Genomic DNA, 17,255 nt, shown 5'->3' on the forward strand with positions numbered 1-17,255 from the left:
ACGCATGTTCAGCCGCGTCGGCGCGCCGCCTCGTACAGCACGATCCCGGCGGCCACGCCGGCGTTGAGCGACTCGGCGCCGCCCGGCATCGGGATGCGCACCCGGAAGTCGCACGTCTCGCCGACCAGCCGGGACAGGCCCTTGCCCTCGCTGCCGACCACGATGACGACCGGGCCGTCCAGGGCCTCCAGGTCACCCACCGTGTGCTCGCCGTCGGCGGCGAGGCCGACGACGACGATGCCGGCCTTCTTGTAGCCCTCCAGGGCGCGCGTGAGGTTGGTGGCGCGGGCGACCGGCGTCCGGGCGGCCGTACCGGCGGAGGTCTTCCAGGCACCGGCGGTCATGCCGGCGGCGCGGCGCTCGGGCACGACGACGCCGTGGCCGCCGAAGGCGGAGACGGAACGGACGACGGCGCCGAGGTTGCGCGGGTCGGTGACGCCGTCGAGCGCGACGATGAGCGGGTCCTCGCCGTCGTCGTAGGCGGCGCTCGCCAGGTCCTCGGGGTGCGCGTACTCGTACGGCGGGACCTGGAGGACCAGGCCCTGGTGGTTGAGGCCGTTGGTCATGCGGTCGAGCTCGGGGCGCGGGGCTTCCATGAGGTTGATGCCGCCGCGCTCGGCGGCCAGCTGCAGCGCCTCGCGCACCCGCTCGTCATTGTCGATGAACTGCTGGACGTAGAGCGTCGTCGCGGGCACGCCCTCGCGCAGCGCCTCGACGACGGGGTTGCGGCCGACGACCATCTCGGACGTGCCCTTGCCGCCCCGGCCGCGCGGCACGGGACGGCGCGCGGCCTGCTTGGCCTTGGCCGTCGCGATGCGGTTCTTCTTGTGCTTCTTGCGCATCTCGGCGGGCGGGGTCGGCCCCTTGCCCTCAAGACCCTTGCGCCGCTGGCCGCCACTGCCGACCTGCGCGCCCTTCTTGCCGGACATGCGGCGGTTGTTGGCTGCCATGACCTACCTGTCCTACGTCGTCGAAATGTTCGTACGTCTATGAAGTGTGCCGCCCGGAGAGCCGGACGGCACAATCGATCTTCGGGATCGGGGTGGACTCAGCGTGGACCGAGGGTCCAGCGCGGGCCCTGCGGGCTGTCCTCGATGGCCAGTCCGGACTGGTTGAGCTGGTCGCGGATGGCGTCCGCGGTGGCCCAGTCCTTGCGGCCGCGGGCGGCCTCGCGCTGGTCGAGGACGAGGCGGACGAGGCTGTCGACCACGCCGTGCAGGTCTTCGCCGCGGTCGGTCTCGCCCGCCCAGTGCGGGTCGAGCGGATCCAGGCCGAGGACGCCGAGCATGGCGCGGACCTCGGCGAGGCGGGCCACGGCGGCTTCCTTGTCGTCGGCGGCCAGGGCGGAGTTGCCCTGCCGGACCGTCGTGTGCACGATCGCGAGCGCCTGCGGGACGCCCAGGTCGTCGTCCATGGCCTCGGCGAAGGCGGGCGGCACCTCGGCGGACGGCTCGACATGGCCGGCCTTCTCCACCACGCGCTGCACGAAGCCCTCGATCCGCGCGAACGCCGACTCGGCCTCGCGCAGCGACTCCTCGCTGTACTCGATCATCGAGCGGTAGTGCGGGGTGCCGAGGTAGTAGCGCAGCACGATCGGGCGCCAGGTCTTGACCATCTCGCTGACCAGCACGGAGTTGCCCAGCGACTTGGACATCTTGTCACCCGCCATGGTGACCCAGGCGTTGTGCACCCAGTACCGGGCGAAGTCGTCGCCGAAGGCCTTGGCCTGGGCGATCTCGTTCTCGTGGTGCGGGAAGATCAGGTCGAGGCCGCCGCCGTGGATGTCGAAGGCGCTGCCCAGGTACTTGTGGGCCATGGCCGAGCACTCCAGGTGCCAGCCGGGACGGCCCGGGCCCCACGGCGTGGACCAGGTCGGCTCGCCCGGCTTGGCGGACTTCCACATCGCGAAGTCGCGCGGGTCCCGCTTGCCGGTCTCGCCCTCGCCGGACGGCTGGAGCAGGTTGTCCAGCTCCTGCCGGGACAGCTCCAGGTAGCCGGGGAAGGAGCGCACGTCGAAGTAGACGTTGCCGTCGGACTCGTAGGCGTGGCCGCGCTCGATGAGGCCCTGCATCATCTCGACCATCTCGGTCACATGGCCGGTGGCCCGCGGCTCGTAGGTGGGCGGGAGGCAGCCGAGGGCGGCGTAGCCCTCGTTGAAGGCGCGCTCGTTCTCGTACCCGATCGACCACCAGGGGCGGCCCTGCTCGGCCGCCTTGGTGATGATCTTGTCGTCGATGTCCGTGACGTTCCTGATGAAGGTCACGTCGTAGCCGCGGTACTCGAACCACCGGCGCATGATGTCGAAGTTGAGCCCCGACCGGATGTGCCCGATGTGCGGTGCGGCCTGCACGGTGGCACCACAGAGGTAGATCGAGACGCAGCCCGGCGTGAGCGGGGTGAAGTCACGGATCTGCCGGGCGTTGGTGTCGTACAGGCGAATAGTCACGGGTCCAGGGTAGTGGGCGATCCCTTGTGCATCGGACGGATGTGGATAACAGTCACCCCGCGGTGCGCACGACGAGCGCGGTCGCCACCGCCATCAGCCCCTCGCCGCGTCCGGGGAAGCCCAGCCCGTCCGTCGTCGCCCCGGACACCGACACCGGTGCCCCGGCCGCCTCGGACAGGATCTTCTGCGCCTCGTCCCGGCGCTTGCCGATCTTCGGGCGGGGTCCTACGACCTGGACGGCGATGTTCCCGATCCGGAACCCGGCGTCCCGCACGATCCGCGCGGCCTCCGTGAGCAAGGTGACTCCGGACGCGCCCGACCACTCGGGCCGGCCGGTGCCGAAGTGCTGCCCCAGGTCTCCGAGCCCCGCCGCGGAGAACAGCGCGTTGCAGGCGGCGTGGGCGACGACGTCGGCGTCGGAGTGACCGGCGAGGCCGGGTCCCTCACCCTCCCACTTCAGTCCCGCGCACCACAGGTCGCGGCCTTCCTCGAAGGCGTGGATGTCGGTGCCGATGCCGACCTGGGGCAGCGGCGGGGGCGTCTCAGAAGCCATCGTTGAGCCTCCTGCGGGCCAGGACCGCCTCGGCGAGGACGAGGTCGAGGGGGCGGGTCACCTTGAAGGCCTCCTCGTGGCCGGGGACGACCACGACGGTCAGGCCGAGCCGCTCGACCATGCCGGCGTCGTCGGTGACGGCGTCGGTCACGGCCTCGTGGGCGCGGACCAGGGTCGCGCGGTCGAAGCCCTGCGGCGTCTGGACCGCTCGGAGGCGGGCGCGGGCGGGCGTCGCCACGACCGGCTCGGGGTCGCCGGCGACCGCCGCCGGCTCGACCTCCTTGACGGTGTCGGCGAGGGGCAGCGCGGGGACGACGGCCGGCGCGCCGTCCCGTACGGCCTCGATGACGGCGTCGACGGTGTCCACCGGGACCAGGGGGCGGGCGGCGTCATGGACGAGGACGATGTCGTAGTCCGGCGGCAGGGCGTCGAGCCCCAGCTTCACCGAGTCCTGGCGCTCGGCGCCGCCGGGGACGACGAGGAAGTCCGTGCGCTCGGGCAGGGCGTGGGCGTCGAGGAGGCTCTTGACCTCGGCGGCGCCGTCGGGCGGGGCCACGACGACGACCAGGGAGACCGCGCGGGAGGCGGCCATCGCGCGGACCGCGTGGATCAGCATGGGGGTGCCGTTCAGCGCGCGGAGCGCCTTGGGGGCGCCCGGACCGAGGCGCACGCCCCGGCCGGCGGCGGGAATCACGACCGCCGTACGGGCTTCGGCACGGGCCGTCGTGGGCGAAGGGCGCGAATCGTCAGACATCGGTTCCTGTCAGGTTTGTGTGCTCGGCCAACGTGGGTACGACAGACAGCGTGCCGGGCGCGACGCCTTGACCGGACCCTTCCGTGACGCGCCGGTCGAGCCAGCTGCCCGGGCCCGGCACGCCAAGTATCGGGGGCTTCACCCCTGTGATCGGACGTACGGTCGCGTGGTCACACGCACCGCTAGCGTCCGGACGTACGGCGTCCGGGCACGGACATGCCGCAGCGCCCGGCGACGGGATTCGTCATCGGGCACCGCGGCATTTCAGAGTGCGCGAGCCGGCCTGGCGGCAGCGGGCGTCGTCAGGACGCGAGGACCTCGTCGAGCAGGGCCTCGGCCTTGTCCTCGTTCGTGTTCTCCGCGAGGGCGAGCTCGCTCACCAGGATCTGGCGGGCCTTGGCGAGCATGCGCTTCTCACCGGCGGAGAGTCCACGCTCGCGCTCACGACGCCACAGGTCACGCACCACTTCTGCGACCTTGATGACATCGCCGGAGGCGAGCTTCTCCAGATTTGCCTTGTAACGACGAGACCAGTTCGTGGGCTCCTCGGCGTACGGCGCGCGCAGCACCTCGAAGACCCGGTCCAGCCCGTCCTGACCGACCACATCACGCACGCCGACGAACTCCGCATTGTCCGCTGGCACACGTACCGTCAGGTCACCCTGGGCGACCTTCAGCACCAAGTAGGTCTTGTCCACGCCTTTGATCTGGCGAGTTTCGATGGCCTCGATCAGCGCGGCCCCGTGATGGGGATAGACCACGGTGTCGCCAACCTTGAACGTCATGTGACAGGTACCCCTTCCGTGGCTATCCAGGGTAACACGGAAACTGCGCGTTCTGAATGGCGTTTTCGCAGGTCAGGGCATATCTCGGGGCTTGACAACAGCAACAGGAACGTGCTGCGGAGGCCGAGCGGAAGAAGGTATTCGCAGGTCGGAGCGGCTCTCCGGGGGAGGTGAAACGCGTACGTTACACACATCCGGAGGCCCTCAGAGGAGGACGAACGTCCCCATATGTCTGGTTCCATGTGTGCGACTTCCGCTACTCCGTTCGGTGCGCGGAGTCGCTTCCGGGCCGAATCCGGAATTGATCACGCACAATCACCCGCAATCACGAGCAGCCACCGGATCACCCCGTGATCAATTCCGTGGGTGATCGCGGAATCCTTCACGGAAGATTTGCGGAGGGGGTCCCGAGCTCTTATGTGAATGCGGGACGAGAACGGTGCCAAAGTGACTTGGGAGTCACTTGTGAAGACAGCGGCCCTACCGCCGGTGATCGGCGCCGATCACCGCCTGCCGGGGGAAGCCGACCGCCCGAGGGGAGGGTCGGGTGCGGCGACGCGGGAACGGCTCGGTAACCTAAGGCCGCTGACAGACACTTAGGGCGGCTTTATGCAGCGCCCCCCGTTCGAGTCAAGGAGTTGCCGCCGCCGTGAGCAGCAGCCTTCGACGCGGCGCCCTCGCCGCCGCCGCCATCGCGTTCTCGATCGCCTCGCTCGCCGCGTGCGGTGCCGGCAACAACGCCCAGACGCTACAGATCAAGCCGGACAACGCGGCCACCAGCGTCGGCGACATCAAGATCCAGAACGCCGTGGTCATCACCCAGCCCGACCTGGAGTCCACCGGCCCGGCCGTGATCTCCGCGACCCTGTTCAACAACGGCTCCAGCGCGCAGACGCTGGACAGCGTCACCGTGTCCGGCGCCGGCACGTCCGCCGAGCTCACCCCCGCCAAGGGCAAGGGCAAGCTGACCATCCCGGCCGGCGGCTCCCTGGTCCTCGGCGGCAAGGGCAACGCCTCCGCGGTGCTGGCCAGCGGCCGTGAGGCCATCAAGGACGGCGACGCGCAGAAGGTCACCTTCTCCTTCAGCAAGACCGGTGACGTGAGCCTCCAGGCCTTCGTCGTCCCGGCCAAGAGCTACTTCGAGACGTGGGGCCCGACCGAGATGCCGTCGGCGCCCGCGGAGACGTCCCCCGCCCCGACGGAGTCGGCCACGGGCTCGGCGACCCCGTCCGGCGAGGCGTCCGCGTCGGTGTCGGCGAGCGAGAGCGCGGCCGAGTAGCCGCACGCAGACGGCAGACAGCAGACAAGGGCGGGACCTCCTGGAGAGGTCCCGCCCTTCGTTCGTCGTATGTCCGTCGTACGACGGTTTACGGCTCGAACTTGTAGCCGAGCCCTCGCACGGTGACCAGGTACCGCGGCGCTCCCGGGTCCGGTTCGATCTTCGCGCGCAGGCGCTTGACGTGGACGTCGAGGGTCTTGGTGTCGCCCACGTAGTCGGCGCCCCAGACGCGGTCGATGAGCTGCATGCGCGTCAGGACGCGGCCCGCGTTGCGCAGCAGCATCTCGAGCAGGTCGAACTCCTTGAGCGGGAGATCGACCTTCGAGCCGGCGACCGTGACCACGTGACGGTCCACGTCCATCCGGACCGGGCCCGCCTCCAGGGCGGCCGGGGTGACCTCCTCGGGCTCGCCGCGGCGGCGCAGTACGGCGCGGATGCGGGCGACCAGCTCGCGCGAGGAGAACGGCTTGGTGACATAGTCGTCGGCTCCTATCTCCAGGCCGACAACCTTGTCGATCTCGCTGTCCTTGGCCGTCACCATGATGACCGGGACGTTGGAACGGCCGCGCAGCTGGCGGCAGACCTCGGTACCCGGCAGGCCGGGCAGCATCAGGTCGAGGAGGACGAGGTCGGCGCCGTTGCGCTCGAACTCGTCGAGTCCGTCGGGGCCCGTGGTCGCCACTGCGACCTCGAAGCCCTCCTTGCGGAGCATGTACGACAGGGCGTCGGAGAAGGACTCCTCGTCCTCGACGACAAGCACTCGGGTCACGGAAGGACCTCCGGGGCGGGAAGCGGTTCGTACGGGGATGAGTCGGTGGGCCCGCCGGCCTCGTCGTCGAGGCCGGAGTGATGTGGTGCGCGGTCGCGGGCGGCCCCCGCCTCCGGCAGTCGCAGGGTGAAGGTGGAGCCCTGACCCTCGGAGCTCCACACCGTGACCTCCCCGCCGTGCGAGGCGGCCACGTGTTTGACGATCGCGAGACCCAGGCCGGTGCCGCCCGTCTGGCGGGAGCGGGCCGGGTCGACGCGGTAGAAGCGCTCGAAGATGCGCTCCTTGTCCTTGTCGGAGATGCCGATGCCCTGGTCGGTCACGGCGATCTCGATGAGGTCCCCGCCGGGCGCGGTCACCCGGCGGGCGGCTATGCCGACGCGGGTGCGGGCCGGGGAGTAGTTCACGGCGTTCTCGACGAGGTTGCCGAGGGCGGCGGCGAGCTGGCCGCGGTTGCCCCAGATCCTCAGGTCGGCGGTGCCTCCGGAGGCCATGGTGATCTGCTTGGTGCCGGCCTGGTGGCGGCAGCGGTCGATGGCCTCGGCGACGAGTTCCTCGACGCGGACGGGTTCGGCGTCCTCCAGAGGGTCGTCGTTCTGGACCCTCGACAGGTCGATGAGCTCCTGGACCAGGTTGGTCAGTCGGGTCGCCTCTATCTGCATCCGGCCGGCGAAGCGGGTGACGGCCTCCGGGTCGTCGCTGGCGTCCATGACGGCCTCGGAGAGCAGGGAGAGCGCGCCGACCGGTGTCTTGAGCTCGTGGCTGACGTTCGCGACGAAGTCGCGGCGCACCGCCTCGATGCGGCGGGCCTCGGTGAGGTCCTCCACGAGGAGGAGCACCAGCCGGGACCCGAGGGGCGCCACGCGGGCCGAAACCGCGAGGGCCTCCCCGCGTCCGGTGCCACGCCTGGGGAGGTCCAGTTCGACCTGTCGTATCTCCCCGTCCCGTCTGGTGTCCCGGGCCATCTGCAGCATCGGCTCGACGGCCAGCTTTCCGCCGCGGACCAGGCCGAGGGCGTAGGCGGCCGAGCTGGCCTTGACGACCGAGTCGGCCTCGTCGAGGACGACCGCGGAGGAGCGGAGCACGGACAGGACGGTGTCCACGCCGGGCGGGAGCACCGCGTCGGTGTGCAGGGAGGTGCGCGCGGGGCGCTTCTGTTCCCGTTCGCTGACGCGGAACGCCAGCATGGCGATCACACCGGTGAGCACTCCGGCGATCGCTGCCGCTGCGGCGACCGCCGCGTTCACGTCCATGCATCCAGGTTAGGCACGGGATCGGTCCTGGCCACAGCCATCCGGGTGCGAGCTCGAACACTCGTCGCCCAGAGTTCACCTTGGAGCCAGTGTTGGTTCATTTGGGGTGGCGGAAAACGACGCGTACGGGGCCGAACGTGGGAGCGTGGGGTTCACAGCGCCGGTCTCCCGGAGCCTTCCCGGGCTCCCCGACGGCCGGTTCTGGCCCCCCGGAACCCCCGAGGCAGACACAAGAGAGGGACCCCTGATGCGGGACGCGTACCACGAGGAACTGGACTCGATCGGCGACGGTCTGGTGGAGATGGCCCGGCTGGTCGGGTCGGCGATCGGGCGCGCCACGACGGCCATCCTCGACTCCGACCTGAAGCTGGCCGAGAGCGTCATCGAGGCCGACCAGAAGGTGGACGACCTCCAGCACGACCTGGAGGCGCGGGCCATAGCCCTGCTGGCCCGGCAGCAGCCGGTGGCCACGGACCTCCGGATCGTCGTCACGTCGCTCCGCATGTCGGCGGACCTGGAGCGCTCGGGCGACCTCGCCCAGCACGTCGCGAAGCTCGCCCGCCTCCGCTTCCCGGAACGGGCGATCCCCCAGGACCTGCACGCGACCATCCTGGAGATGGGCCAGCTCGCGCAGCGCCTGATGGCGAAGGCGGCGGAGGTCATCATCACCAAGGACGTCGACCTGGCGCTCCAGCTGGAGCAGGACGACGACGAGATGGACCTGCTGCACCGCACGCTCTTCCAGCACCTGCTGGACGACAAGTGGAAGCACGGCATCGAGACGGCCGTCGACGTCACCCTGCTGGGCCGCTACTACGAGCGGTTCGCCGACCACGCGGTGTCGGTGGCGAAGCGGGTGGTGTACCTGGTGACGGGCGAGCACGCGGACGAGATCCAGGCGGACATCCAGCCGGTGACGGGGGTCGAGGGGGCCTGACCGGGCGCGACGGGGTCCGTCCGGGGCGCGCGCAAGCCTCTGTGCGCCGTTGATGCGACCTGCTGGGCGGGCATGCAATGGGCGGAGGGTCTGATCCGAGGGCCGAGAGTTCAGACCCCTGCCTCGAGGAGGACCCATGGCCGAGACCCCCAGCAAGACACCCGACCCCACCCAGGAACGCGAGACCGACCAGCCCGCAGAGGTCAGGAACCTGATGCTGATAGGCGCGTGCGGCTGCGGCTCGGGCTGCGGGTGCGGGTGCCAGTCGGGCAATCCCTGCCAGTGCGGCTGAGGACACCCTGTTCGTCGTACGACAGCGAGGGCCCCGGTGTGCGTAGCGTCGCGCGCCGGGGCCCTTGGCTGTGCGGTCGCGTGGGTGGGGGCCGGGTGCAGCAGGGAAGAGAGGGAAGAGAAGGGGCACCACCTGCGCGAGGCACACCAGGCCGGCCTCGCCGTAGCGGCCGAGAGCGTGCATCCATCCGCCGACTGGCGGACGACGAGAAGCCGCCGTACTCCACCGTCGTCGTCGCTCCGCCCATGCGGGGACGGATGCGGGGACGGATGCGGGGTCGGGTCCATCGGGCGGTGCTCCCGCCTGCCGCGCATGGGCGGGGCGAGAAAGTCGGAAAGGCAGGGCAGTCGAACCGCCTTCCGTTCCCGTCTCTAAAGGGGAACGAGGGAGGGCGCTTTGAATGCCGACGAGGAACGCCAGTTCCGCGAGTTCGTGGCGGCGCGGTCGAGATCGCTGCTGCACACGGCATACCTGCTGACCGGGGATTGGGAGCAGGGCCGGGACCTGCTCCAGACCGCGCTTGCCTCCACCGCTCGGCGCTGGTCGAAGCTGCGCAACCGGGAACAGCCGGAGATCTACGTGCGCCGGGCGCTCTACCACGCCCAGGTGGATCGCTTCCGACTCCTCAGCTGGGGGCGGGAGACGGTCACGGACACCCTGCCGGACCAGCCGTCCGGGCAGGTCGCCGACTGGGCCGACACCGTGGTCCAGCGGCAGGACATCATGGCCGCGCTGCGGCGGCTGCCCAAGCGCCAGCGTGCGGTGATCGTGCTGCGTTACTTCGAGGACCGGCCGGACCATGAGATCGCCGCGATTCTGGGCGTTGCTCAGGGCACGGTCCGCAGCCAGACCCACAAGGCCCTCGCCTCTCTGCGCACCACCCTGGCCGGGGCAGGCCCGTCGACCTCCTCTTCCGCTGCCTCCGGAAGGGGCGTCATCGCATGAACGGCTCGACCGAACACCCGCTGCACGAAACGCTGCTGCACGATGCCCTGCACGCGCAGGTCCGGGAGGGCGGCGACGCCGCCGGCGCCTGTCTGGCCGGCCTGGCCGACGGGGCGTTGCGGGTCGCCCGGCGGCGGCAGCGGCTGGCCCGCACCGGGGTCGGCGTCGCCGCCGTCGCCGTGGTCGCCACCGCCTGGGTGGCCGTCGCGGACGGCGCGGCTCCCCGCGCACAGGTGGTTCAGCCCGCGGCAGGGGACCACACCGGGAAGGCGACCCCGGTCTCCCTCCTGCCGGTCACCTCGACCACGGAGCAGGCCTGCACCCATGGCAACGGCGGCTACACCGTGCACGCCACCGCGACCCAGCCGGCGCTGTGCGTCCGCGCCGACCGGGCCGGGGGCATGACCGACGTCCGTGTCACCTCCGCCAAGGCGGAGAAGAGCACCGCCGACGGCACCTGGCACGTCGAGGTGACCCTCAGCCCCGCCGACCGAACCCGCTTCGCCGCCCTCACCGGCTCCATCGCGGGGAACCCGGCCCCACGCAACGAGTTCGCCGTCGTCATCGACGGCAAACTCTGGGGCAGGCCCTCCGTGACCGCCTCGATCACCGGCGGCCGTCTGGAGATCGTCGGGGCCTACGTCGGAGACCTCACCAGCACCACCGCCCACGCTCTCGCCCACCGGCTGGATCCGGCGGGCAAGTAGTCAACTCCTGCTACGGCGTCACCCACTCGCCCCCTCCAACCCCCTGAGCGGTCCCGGACGACGTACGGATCACCTCCGGCCCCGGCCTGACTCTGCGGGTCCTCGCCCACCTCATGCTCCGAGGCAGGAGGGCGAGATGCCCGACGAAGAGTCCACCGAGTACTGCACGCTGCTCTGCGACGACCCGTCCCACGAGGTGGTGCTCGTCGACTGCGGGCCCCGCGAGATGGATGTGATCCTGGCAGTGCGCATGGTGACCGGGCAGAGCCTGCGGCACAGCCGGGTCCTGGCGCGCCGAGCGCATGGCCCCATCGCCCTGAGCGCCCAGGGGTGACCCAGGGCAACAGAAAAGCCCCCTGCCGACGGAGAAGCCGCTGGCAGGGGGCTCATTCGTGGGCGTCTACTTCTTCTTGCCCTGATTCTTGACCGCCTCGATGGCCGCCGCCGCGGCCTCCGGGTCGAGGTACTTGCCGCCGGGGGTGACCGGCTTGAAGTCGGCGTCGAGCTCGTAGTAGAGGGGGATGCCCGTGGGGATGTTCAGGCCCGCGATGTCGGCGTCCGAGATGCCGTCCAGGTGCTTGACCAGGGCGCGGAGGCTGTTGCCGTGGGCGGCGACGAGGACCGTGCGGCCGGTCAGGAGGTCGGGGACGATGCCGTCGTACCAGTACGGGAGCATGCGGACGACGACGTCCTTCAGGCACTCCGTGCGGGGGCGCAGCTCCGGCGGGATGGAGGCGTAGCGGGGGTCCGCCGACTGGGAGAACTCCGTGCCGTCCTCGAGGGGCGGGGGCGGGGTGTCGTAGGAGCGGCGCCACAGCATGAACTGCTCCTCGCCGAACTCGGCGAGCGTCTGGGCCTTGTCCTTGCCCTGGAGGGCGCCGTAGTGGCGCTCGTTCAGGCGCCAGCTGCGGTGGACCGGGATCCAGTGGCGGTCCGCGGACTCCAGGGCGAGCTGCGCCGTGCGGATGGCGCGCTTCTGGAGGGACGTGTGGACCACGTCGGGCAGGAGTCCGGCGTCCTTCAGGAGCTCGCCACCGCGGACCGCCTCCTTCTCGCCCTTCTCGTTGAGGTTGACGTCCACCCAGCCGGTGAACAGGTTCTTCGCGTTCCACTCGCTCTCGCCGTGGCGGAGGAGGATCAGCTTGTACGGTGCGTCGGCCATGCGTATGAGCGTAATCCAAGGGCTCCGGCCCTCGCGCCCGTGCTCGATGGGCGGGACGGGGCGCGGAGCGCAGGGCTGGTCACCGGGTGGACTGTTGACGGGATCTGTTAATTGAGTGGCTTCGCCGGGGGCCTTCCTCGTAAGTTCTGATCGCCGCTTGGGACGCTTACATCACCGGGGGATCCGCCATGCCACTCGTCACCATGAGACGCGCCCTGCGGGAGACCGTCTCCGGGCTCCCCCGCGAGTTCTGGTGGCTGTGGACCAGCACCCTCGTCAACCGGCTCGGCGCCTTCGTCGCCACCTTCATGGCGCTCTATCTGACGCTCGACCGGGGATACAGCGCCGCCTACGCCGGACTCGTCGCCTCGCTGCACGGGCTGGGCGGTGTCGTCTCCTCCGTCGGGGCCGGCGTCATGACCGACCGGCTGGGGCGGCGGCCCACCCTCCTCGTCGCCCAGGCCTCCACCGCCGCATCCGTCGCCCTGCTCGGCTTCATGCACCACCCCGTCGCCATCGCCGCCGTCGCCTTCCTCGTCGGCATGACCAGCAACGCCTCACGGCCCGCCGTGCAGGCGATGATGGCCGACATCGTGCGGCCGGAGGACCGGGTGCGGGCCTTCTCGCTGAACTACTGGGCCATCAACCTCGGGTTCGCCGTCTCCTCCATGGCCGCCGGCTTCATCGCCGAGTTCAGCTACCTCGCCGGCTTCCTCATCGAGGCCGGCATGACCGCGGTGTGCGCGGTCGTCGTCTTCCTGAAGCTGCCCGAGTCGCGGCCCGAGCGGACCGCCACAGAGCAGGCGGCGGAGACCGAGGTCGGCCTCGGGACGGTGCTGCGCGACGGGCGGTACATGAGTGTCGTCGGGCTGTCCTTCCTCGTCGCCCTGGTCTTCCAGCAGGGTTCCGTCGGACTGCCCGTCGCCATGGGCGAGGCCGGGTTCACGCCCGCCGACTACGGCATGGCCATCGCCGTCAACGGTGTGCTGATCGTGGCGCTGCAGATCCCCGTCACCCGGTTCATCCAGGACCGCGACCCGCGCCGGCTGCTCGTCGTCTCGTCCCTGCTCGCCGGGTACGGCTTCGGACTGACCGCCTTCGCCGGGTCCATCGGCGTCTTCGCCCTCACCGTCTGCGTGTGGACCCTCGCCGAGATCGTCAACGCCCCCACCCAGACCAGCCTCGTCGTCCGTCTCTCCCCCGTGCACGGCCGCGGGCGCTACCAGGGCATGTACACCCTGTCCTGGGCGGTCGCCTCCCTCATCGCCCCGCTGATGTCCGGCCTGGTCATCGACCACTACGGCGCCGAGTGGCTGTGGGGGCTGTGCGCCGTCGTCGGGACCGTGGCCGGGGTCGGGTACGCGGTCCTCATGCGGCGGCTGCCTACCGAGGAGCCGGTCGCCGCGGCACCGGCCGTCGCCGCGAAGCCCGAGGTCAGCGCCGCCTGACGGGACACGACGAGCCCCCGCCCGCGCAAGAACGCGGACGGGGGCTCGTACGGCCGTCACGGGCCGGAGGTCAGATACCGACCGTCACGCCCACCTCGTGCGGAAGCGCGCCGAGCGTGCCGCCGAGGCTGCCCAGGGCCGTGGCCTTGGCCGAGTCGAGCTGGGCCAGGACGTCCGCGCTGCTGAGCGTGGTGTCGCCGGCGGTGACGGTGATCTGGGGGGCCAGGCCACCGGAGACGGTGTCGAGGTCGGCGTCGGAGAGCTCGGCGGTCTGAACCTGGGGAGCGGAGTTCATGAGGAAACAACCCTTCGCATGAGTGCACGTGGGGAGGGACGGCCCCGCAGGGGACAGTGGCGGAGCGCGGTGCGCAGGATCAAACCACGGAGCGCGCCCGGCATCCAGTGCGACGCCGCTCGTCGCAGGGCAGTTGAGGGCATCGGTGACCCAACCATGGCGGCCCGTCCACGAATTGCGGGCAGGTTCTCTACACCGGCCGCCACACAGGAGACCGGCAGGTCCCGTGCTTGCGCCCGCGAACGGGACAACTCCGCACCAACGGCGCCCGCCCACGGCACGGTTGCGGATGCGCTGTGCAGATTCCGTCACGGATGCATCCTGGCCCCTTTCATGACCTTGTCCACGGCGTTGCGGGGGCCGTGGACCGCGATCCCCACCAGGTCGAGATCGGCGGTCCGCACGGCGCGCACCGCCGCCCGGTTGTCGCGGTCGTTGCCGGTGGCGAACAGATCGCTCGTGAACACCGCGCGCGGCAGCGCACGGGACAGCACGCGCGCGTGGGCCGCCGTCAGCGTCTCCTTGGTGCCCTCGAAGACCAGCACCGGCTGCCGGAACATCGGCAGCGACCGCACCCCGTCCGCGTCCTCGTAGGGCTCGCCGATCACCTCGGGGGCCTCCGTGCCGAGGCCGCTGACGAGGAACGCGGTGACGTTCAGGCGCTGCCAGGTCTCCAGGTCCTCGCGCAGCAGGACCGCGATCTTGGTGTCAAAACGGATGGGTTCAGTGCTCATGTGCTGAGACTGTCCGACCTGGTCCGACGCGGTCTTGTACGTTCTTTGCATGGCCACCGGACGGGAAGTCACCGCCTGGCGCCCGGCCGTCCCGGGTGTCGTGGAGGTCTTCCACGCGCACTTCACCGGGTACGCCTATCCGATGCACGTCCACGAGGCGTGGACGCTGCTCATCGTGGACGACGGGGCCGTACGGTACGACCTCGACCGGCACGAGCACGGCACCCCGCACGACACCGTGACGCTGCTGCCGCCGCATGTCCCGCACAACGGTTCCCCCGCCGGTCCGGGCGGCTTCCGCAAGCGGGTCGTCTATCTCGACACCTCGCTCCTCGGCGCGGAGCTCGTCGGGTCCGCCGTCGACACCCCCGATCTGCGGGACCCGCTGCTGCGGCGGCGCGTCGGGCAGCTGCACCACGCCCTCGACCATCCCGGCGACGAGCTGGAGGCGGCCGGCAGGCTGACGTTCATCGGGGAGCGGCTCACCGCCCATCTGCGGCCCCGCCGCACCCCCGACGTCCGCCGCGCCGATCCCGGACTCGCCCGGCAACTGCGCGAGTTGCTGGACGCGCGGGTCGTCGAAGGGGTCTCCCTGGAGGCGGCGGCCACACTGCTGCACGCCCATCCCGCCCATCTCGTAAGGGCGTTCAGCACCGCGTACGGCATCGCCCCGCACCAGTACCTCAACTCCCGCCGCGTCGACCGCGCCCGCCGACTGCTGCTGGAGGGACACCGCCCCGGCGAGGTCGCCGCGGCGACCGGCTTCTTCGACCAGTCCCACCTGACGCGGCACTTCCGCAAGTTGGTGGGGGTCACGCCGGGGCGGTACGCCAAGACGGCATAAGGACTGGAAGAAGAAGGAGGAGGAGAAGAAGGAGAAGGAGGCTCGACGACACTCCGCACGGGCCGCTCTCCGCCGGCAGCCCGAGCGGACGTGAGTGACCGGCCGGCGGATGTTCGACTTCGCCGGGTACGACGCCCTGCGGGACCGGTGACGCCGACGCCCCGGGGTCAGCCCTCGGAGCGCTGGGTGAGGTGTGCGAACGCGTCCAGGTTGCGGGTCGACTCGCCCCGGGCGACGCGCCACTCGTACTCCTTGCGGATGGCGCTCGCGAAGCCCAGCTCCAGGAGGGTGTTGAAGCTGCCGTCGGCCGCTTCCAGGACCTGGCCGAGGAGGCGGTCGATCTCGTCGGGGGTGACGGCGGCGAGCGGGAGCTTGGCGGTGACGTAGATGTCGCCGAGCTGGTCGACGGCGTAACTCACGCCGTACAGCTTGAGGTTGCGCTCCAGGAGCCAGCGGTGGACGCCGGGCTCGTTCTCGTCGGGGTGGCGGATGACGAAGGCGTTGACCGACAGGGAGTGGCGGCCCACCAGCAGGGACACCGTCGTCTTCAGCTTGCGGGTGCCGGGCAGCTGGACGACGTAGTTGCCGGGGGCGGGGCTCTCCCAGTCGAGTTCGTTGTCCTTGAGGACGGCCTCGATGACCTTCTGCGCGTCAGCCATGGTGGGAGCGTACGCGACGGCGGTGGGCCTGCAGCGCGGCCGTGTAGACGTCCGCCGTCGCGGCGGCAGCGGTGTCCCAGCCGAAGGACTGCGCGTGCCGGGCCGCCGCGGCGCCCGCGCGGGCGGTGAGCTGGGGGTCGTCGGCGAAACGCGCGAGCACGCGCGCGTAGTCGGCGGGATTGTGGCCGCGTACCAGGAAACCGGTCTCGCCGTCGCGGACGGCCACCGGCAGACCGCCCACGGAGGCGGCGAGGACCGGGGTGCCGGTGGCCTGCGCCTCTATGGCGACCAGGCCGAAGGACTCGCTGTACGACGGCATGACCAGCAGCGATGCCGCCCGGAACCAGTCCGCGAGCTGGTCCTGGCCGACGGGCGGGCGGAACCGTACGACGTCCGCGATGCCCAGCCGGGCGGCCAGCTTCTGCAGGCCCTCGGGCTTGGCCAGGCCGCTGCCGCTGGGCCCGCCGACGATCGGGACGACGATGCGGGAGCGCAGCTCGGGGCGTTCGTCGAGGAGGACGGCCACCGCGCGGAGCAGGATGTCCGGGGCCTTCAGGGGCTGGATGCGGCCCGCGAAGAGGGCGATCAGGGCGTCCTGCGGCAGGTTGAGGCGGGCGCGGGCCGCGGCGCGGCCGTCGGCGGGGCTGAAGCGGTCGAGGTTGACGCCGGGGTGGACGACGGCGACCCGGGCGGGGTCGGCGTCGTAGTGGTGGACGAGTTCGTCGCGTTCCTCGGTGGTGTTCGCGATGAGACGGTCCGCGGCCTGCACGATCTGGGTCTCGCCGATGACCCGGGCGGCGGGCTCGGGGGTGTCGCCGTCGGCGAGGTTGGCGTTCTTGACCTTGGCCATCGTGTGCATGGCGTGCACGAGGGGGACGCCCCAGCGCTGGGCGGCGAGCCAGCCGACGTGGCCGGAGAGCCAGTAGTGGGTGTGGACGAGGTCGTAGTAGCCGGGGCGGTGGCCGGCCCAGGCCTGCATCACACCGTGCGTGAAGGCGCACAGCTGGGCGGGGAGGTCCTCCTTGGCAAGGCCCTCGTAAGGGCCCGCGTCGACATGGCGGACCAGGACGCCGGGCGCGAGTTCGACGCTGGGGGGCAGGGAGGCCGTGGTCGCGCGCGTGAAGATCTCGACCTCGATGTTGATCGCGGCGAGGCGCTGCGCGAGCTCGACGATGTAGACGTTCATGCCGCCCGCGTCGCCGGTGCCGGGCTGGTGCAGGGGGGAGGTGTGCACGGAGAGCATCGCGACGCGGCGGGGTCGGCGGTGCAGCCTCAGCCGGGTCGACGTGGCCGAGGAGCGACGCCCGAGCCTGCTGACGTATTGGCTCACGTGGCGTTTCCTCCTTGTGCGGGCATGCCGGACGGAGGGTGTGGGGCGCCCTCCAAGGGGGTGCAA

The 17,255-nt window shown here is 71.0% G+C and carries 19 protein-coding genes; 7 read left to right on the forward strand and 12 right to left on the reverse strand.

Going from position 1 to position 17,255, the window contains the following annotated elements:
• Positions 1-8 precede the first annotated feature (8 nt).
• The 5 genes from rlmB to DI272_RS21195 all read right to left on the reverse strand — a co-directional run bounded on the left by rlmB (position 9) and on the right by DI272_RS21195 (position 4,538).
• Positions 9-950, reverse strand: a complete 942-nt coding sequence (rlmB, locus tag DI272_RS21175; protein WP_109496884.1) for a 23S rRNA (guanosine(2251)-2'-O)-methyltransferase RlmB — start codon at positions 948-950, stop codon at positions 9-11.
• Between the two features lie 98 nt (positions 951-1,048).
• Positions 1,049-2,446 (reverse strand): cysteine--tRNA ligase, encoded by a 1,398-nt coding sequence (cysS, locus tag DI272_RS21180; protein WP_109496885.1) that lies wholly within the window; start codon positions 2,444-2,446, stop codon positions 1,049-1,051.
• 52 nt (positions 2,447-2,498) lie between these two features.
• Positions 2,499-2,999 (reverse strand): 2-C-methyl-D-erythritol 2,4-cyclodiphosphate synthase, encoded by a 501-nt coding sequence (gene ispF / locus DI272_RS21185; RefSeq protein ID WP_109496886.1) that lies wholly within the window; start codon positions 2,997-2,999, stop codon positions 2,499-2,501.
• Positions 2,989-3,753, reverse strand: a complete 765-nt coding sequence (gene ispD, locus DI272_RS21190; protein ID WP_109496887.1) for a 2-C-methyl-D-erythritol 4-phosphate cytidylyltransferase — start codon at positions 3,751-3,753, stop codon at positions 2,989-2,991. The genes ispF and ispD overlap by 11 nt, the downstream gene beginning before the upstream one ends.
• Before the next feature lie 302 nt (positions 3,754-4,055).
• Complete coding sequence (locus DI272_RS21195) at positions 4,056-4,538, reverse strand: CarD family transcriptional regulator (RefSeq protein ID WP_003953493.1); 483 nt, start codon at positions 4,536-4,538, stop codon at positions 4,056-4,058.
• A 649-nt stretch (positions 4,539-5,187) separates the two neighbouring features.
• Here DI272_RS21195 and DI272_RS21205 point away from each other — a divergent pair.
• Positions 5,188-5,817 carry a copper chaperone PCu(A)C gene (locus DI272_RS21205; protein ID WP_109496889.1) on the forward strand — a complete coding sequence of 210 codons (630 nt, stop codon included), beginning with the start codon at positions 5,188-5,190 and terminating at the stop codon, positions 5,815-5,817.
• Between the two features lie 88 nt (positions 5,818-5,905).
• On the opposite strand, the gene DI272_RS21210 is transcribed toward DI272_RS21205, so the two are convergent.
• Positions 5,906-6,586, reverse strand: a complete 681-nt coding sequence (locus tag DI272_RS21210) for a response regulator transcription factor (protein ID WP_109496890.1) — start codon at positions 6,584-6,586, stop codon at positions 5,906-5,908.
• On the reverse strand, positions 6,583-7,836 hold the full coding sequence (locus tag DI272_RS21215) for a cell wall metabolism sensor histidine kinase WalK (RefSeq protein ID WP_109496891.1): 1,254 nt from the start codon (positions 7,834-7,836) through the stop codon (positions 6,583-6,585). Before DI272_RS21215 ends, DI272_RS21210 begins: the two co-directional genes overlap by 4 nt.
• Positions 7,837-8,083: 247 nt before the next feature.
• Between DI272_RS21215 and phoU the strand changes: the two genes are divergently transcribed.
• The 4 genes from phoU (at position 8,084) to DI272_RS21235 (ending at position 11,051) form a co-directional block, all read left to right on the forward strand.
• A complete protein-coding gene (phoU, locus tag DI272_RS21220; RefSeq protein ID WP_109496892.1) occupies positions 8,084-8,773 on the forward strand; it encodes a phosphate signaling complex protein PhoU in 690 nt (229 codons plus the stop codon).
• Between the two features lie 688 nt (positions 8,774-9,461).
• Positions 9,462-10,010, forward strand: a complete 549-nt coding sequence (locus tag DI272_RS21225) for a SigE family RNA polymerase sigma factor (protein WP_109496893.1) — start codon at positions 9,462-9,464, stop codon at positions 10,008-10,010.
• Positions 10,007-10,717, forward strand: a complete 711-nt coding sequence (locus DI272_RS21230; protein ID WP_109496894.1) for a hypothetical protein — start codon at positions 10,007-10,009, stop codon at positions 10,715-10,717. Before DI272_RS21225 ends, DI272_RS21230 begins: the two co-directional genes overlap by 4 nt.
• Positions 10,718-10,853: 136 nt before the next feature.
• Complete coding sequence (locus DI272_RS21235; RefSeq protein ID WP_181387267.1) at positions 10,854-11,051, forward strand: hypothetical protein; 198 nt, start codon at positions 10,854-10,856, stop codon at positions 11,049-11,051.
• 66 nt (positions 11,052-11,117) lie between these two features.
• On the opposite strand, the gene DI272_RS21240 is transcribed toward DI272_RS21235, so the two are convergent.
• Positions 11,118-11,879, reverse strand: a complete 762-nt coding sequence (locus DI272_RS21240) for a phosphoglyceromutase (protein WP_109496895.1) — start codon at positions 11,877-11,879, stop codon at positions 11,118-11,120.
• A gap of 188 nt (positions 11,880-12,067) precedes the next feature.
• Between DI272_RS21240 and DI272_RS21245 the strand changes: the two genes are divergently transcribed.
• A complete protein-coding gene (locus tag DI272_RS21245) occupies positions 12,068-13,327 on the forward strand; it encodes an MFS transporter (RefSeq protein ID WP_109496896.1) in 1,260 nt (419 codons plus the stop codon).
• Between the two features lie 70 nt (positions 13,328-13,397).
• On the opposite strand, the gene DI272_RS21250 is transcribed toward DI272_RS21245, so the two are convergent.
• Positions 13,398-13,622, reverse strand: coding sequence for a hypothetical protein (locus tag DI272_RS21250; RefSeq protein ID WP_109496897.1), 225 nt, complete (start codon positions 13,620-13,622; stop codon positions 13,398-13,400).
• 308 nt (positions 13,623-13,930) lie between these two features.
• Positions 13,931-14,356 (reverse strand): DUF2000 domain-containing protein, encoded by a 426-nt coding sequence (locus DI272_RS21255; RefSeq protein ID WP_109500956.1) that lies wholly within the window; start codon positions 14,354-14,356, stop codon positions 13,931-13,933.
• A 49-nt stretch (positions 14,357-14,405) separates the two neighbouring features.
• Here DI272_RS21255 and DI272_RS21260 point away from each other — a divergent pair, with 49 nt between their 5' ends.
• Positions 14,406-15,200 (forward strand): AraC family transcriptional regulator, encoded by a 795-nt coding sequence (locus DI272_RS21260; RefSeq protein ID WP_109496898.1) that lies wholly within the window; start codon positions 14,406-14,408, stop codon positions 15,198-15,200.
• 167 nt (positions 15,201-15,367) lie between these two features.
• On the opposite strand, the gene DI272_RS21265 is transcribed toward DI272_RS21260, so the two are convergent.
• Positions 15,368-15,859, reverse strand: a complete 492-nt coding sequence (locus DI272_RS21265) for a YbjN domain-containing protein (protein WP_109496899.1) — start codon at positions 15,857-15,859, stop codon at positions 15,368-15,370.
• The gene (gene mshA / locus DI272_RS21270) at positions 15,852-17,189 is read right to left on the reverse strand and encodes a D-inositol-3-phosphate glycosyltransferase (RefSeq protein ID WP_109496900.1); all 1,338 of its coding nucleotides are present in this window, start codon (positions 17,187-17,189) and stop codon (positions 15,852-15,854) included. The genes DI272_RS21265 and mshA overlap by 8 nt, the downstream gene beginning before the upstream one ends.
• Positions 17,190-17,255: the final 66 nt, after the last annotated feature.

The sequence above is a fragment of the Streptomyces sp. Act143 genome, from assembly GCF_003143935.1.
Taxonomy (GTDB): domain Bacteria; phylum Actinomycetota; class Actinomycetes; order Streptomycetales; family Streptomycetaceae; genus Streptomyces.

What these genes read in the sequence shown, in the direction of transcription:
- rlmB (WP_109496884.1), bottom strand. Translation starts at nt 950, where the DNA reads ATGGCAGCCAACAACCGCCGCATGTCCGGCAAGAAGGGCGCGCAGGTC.
- DI272_RS21260 (WP_109496898.1), top strand. Translation starts at nt 14,406, where the DNA reads ATGGCCACCGGACGGGAAGTCACCGCCTGGCGCCCGGCCGTCCCGGGT.
- DI272_RS21265 (WP_109496899.1), bottom strand. Translation starts at nt 15,859, where the DNA reads ATGGCTGACGCGCAGAAGGTCATCGAGGCCGTCCTCAAGGACAACGAA.
- DI272_RS21245 (WP_109496896.1), top strand. Translation starts at nt 12,068, where the DNA reads ATGCCACTCGTCACCATGAGACGCGCCCTGCGGGAGACCGTCTCCGGG.
- ispF (WP_109496886.1), bottom strand. Translation starts at nt 2,999, where the DNA reads ATGGCTTCTGAGACGCCCCCGCCGCTGCCCCAGGTCGGCATCGGCACC.
- DI272_RS21240 (WP_109496895.1), bottom strand. Translation starts at nt 11,879, where the DNA reads ATGGCCGACGCACCGTACAAGCTGATCCTCCTCCGCCACGGCGAGAGC.
- DI272_RS21195 (WP_003953493.1), bottom strand. Translation starts at nt 4,538, where the DNA reads ATGACGTTCAAGGTTGGCGACACCGTGGTCTATCCCCATCACGGGGCC.
- DI272_RS21230 (WP_109496894.1), top strand. Translation starts at nt 10,007, where the DNA reads ATGAACGGCTCGACCGAACACCCGCTGCACGAAACGCTGCTGCACGAT.
- DI272_RS21255 (WP_109500956.1), bottom strand. Translation starts at nt 14,356, where the DNA reads ATGAGCACTGAACCCATCCGTTTTGACACCAAGATCGCGGTCCTGCTG.
- ispD (WP_109496887.1), bottom strand. Translation starts at nt 3,753, where the DNA reads ATGTCTGACGATTCGCGCCCTTCGCCCACGACGGCCCGTGCCGAAGCC.
- DI272_RS21235 (WP_181387267.1), top strand. Translation starts at nt 10,854, where the DNA reads ATGCCCGACGAAGAGTCCACCGAGTACTGCACGCTGCTCTGCGACGAC.
- DI272_RS21250 (WP_109496897.1), bottom strand. Translation starts at nt 13,622, where the DNA reads ATGAACTCCGCTCCCCAGGTTCAGACCGCCGAGCTCTCCGACGCCGAC.
- phoU (WP_109496892.1), top strand. Translation starts at nt 8,084, where the DNA reads ATGCGGGACGCGTACCACGAGGAACTGGACTCGATCGGCGACGGTCTG.
- DI272_RS21215 (WP_109496891.1), bottom strand. Translation starts at nt 7,836, where the DNA reads ATGGACGTGAACGCGGCGGTCGCCGCAGCGGCAGCGATCGCCGGAGTG.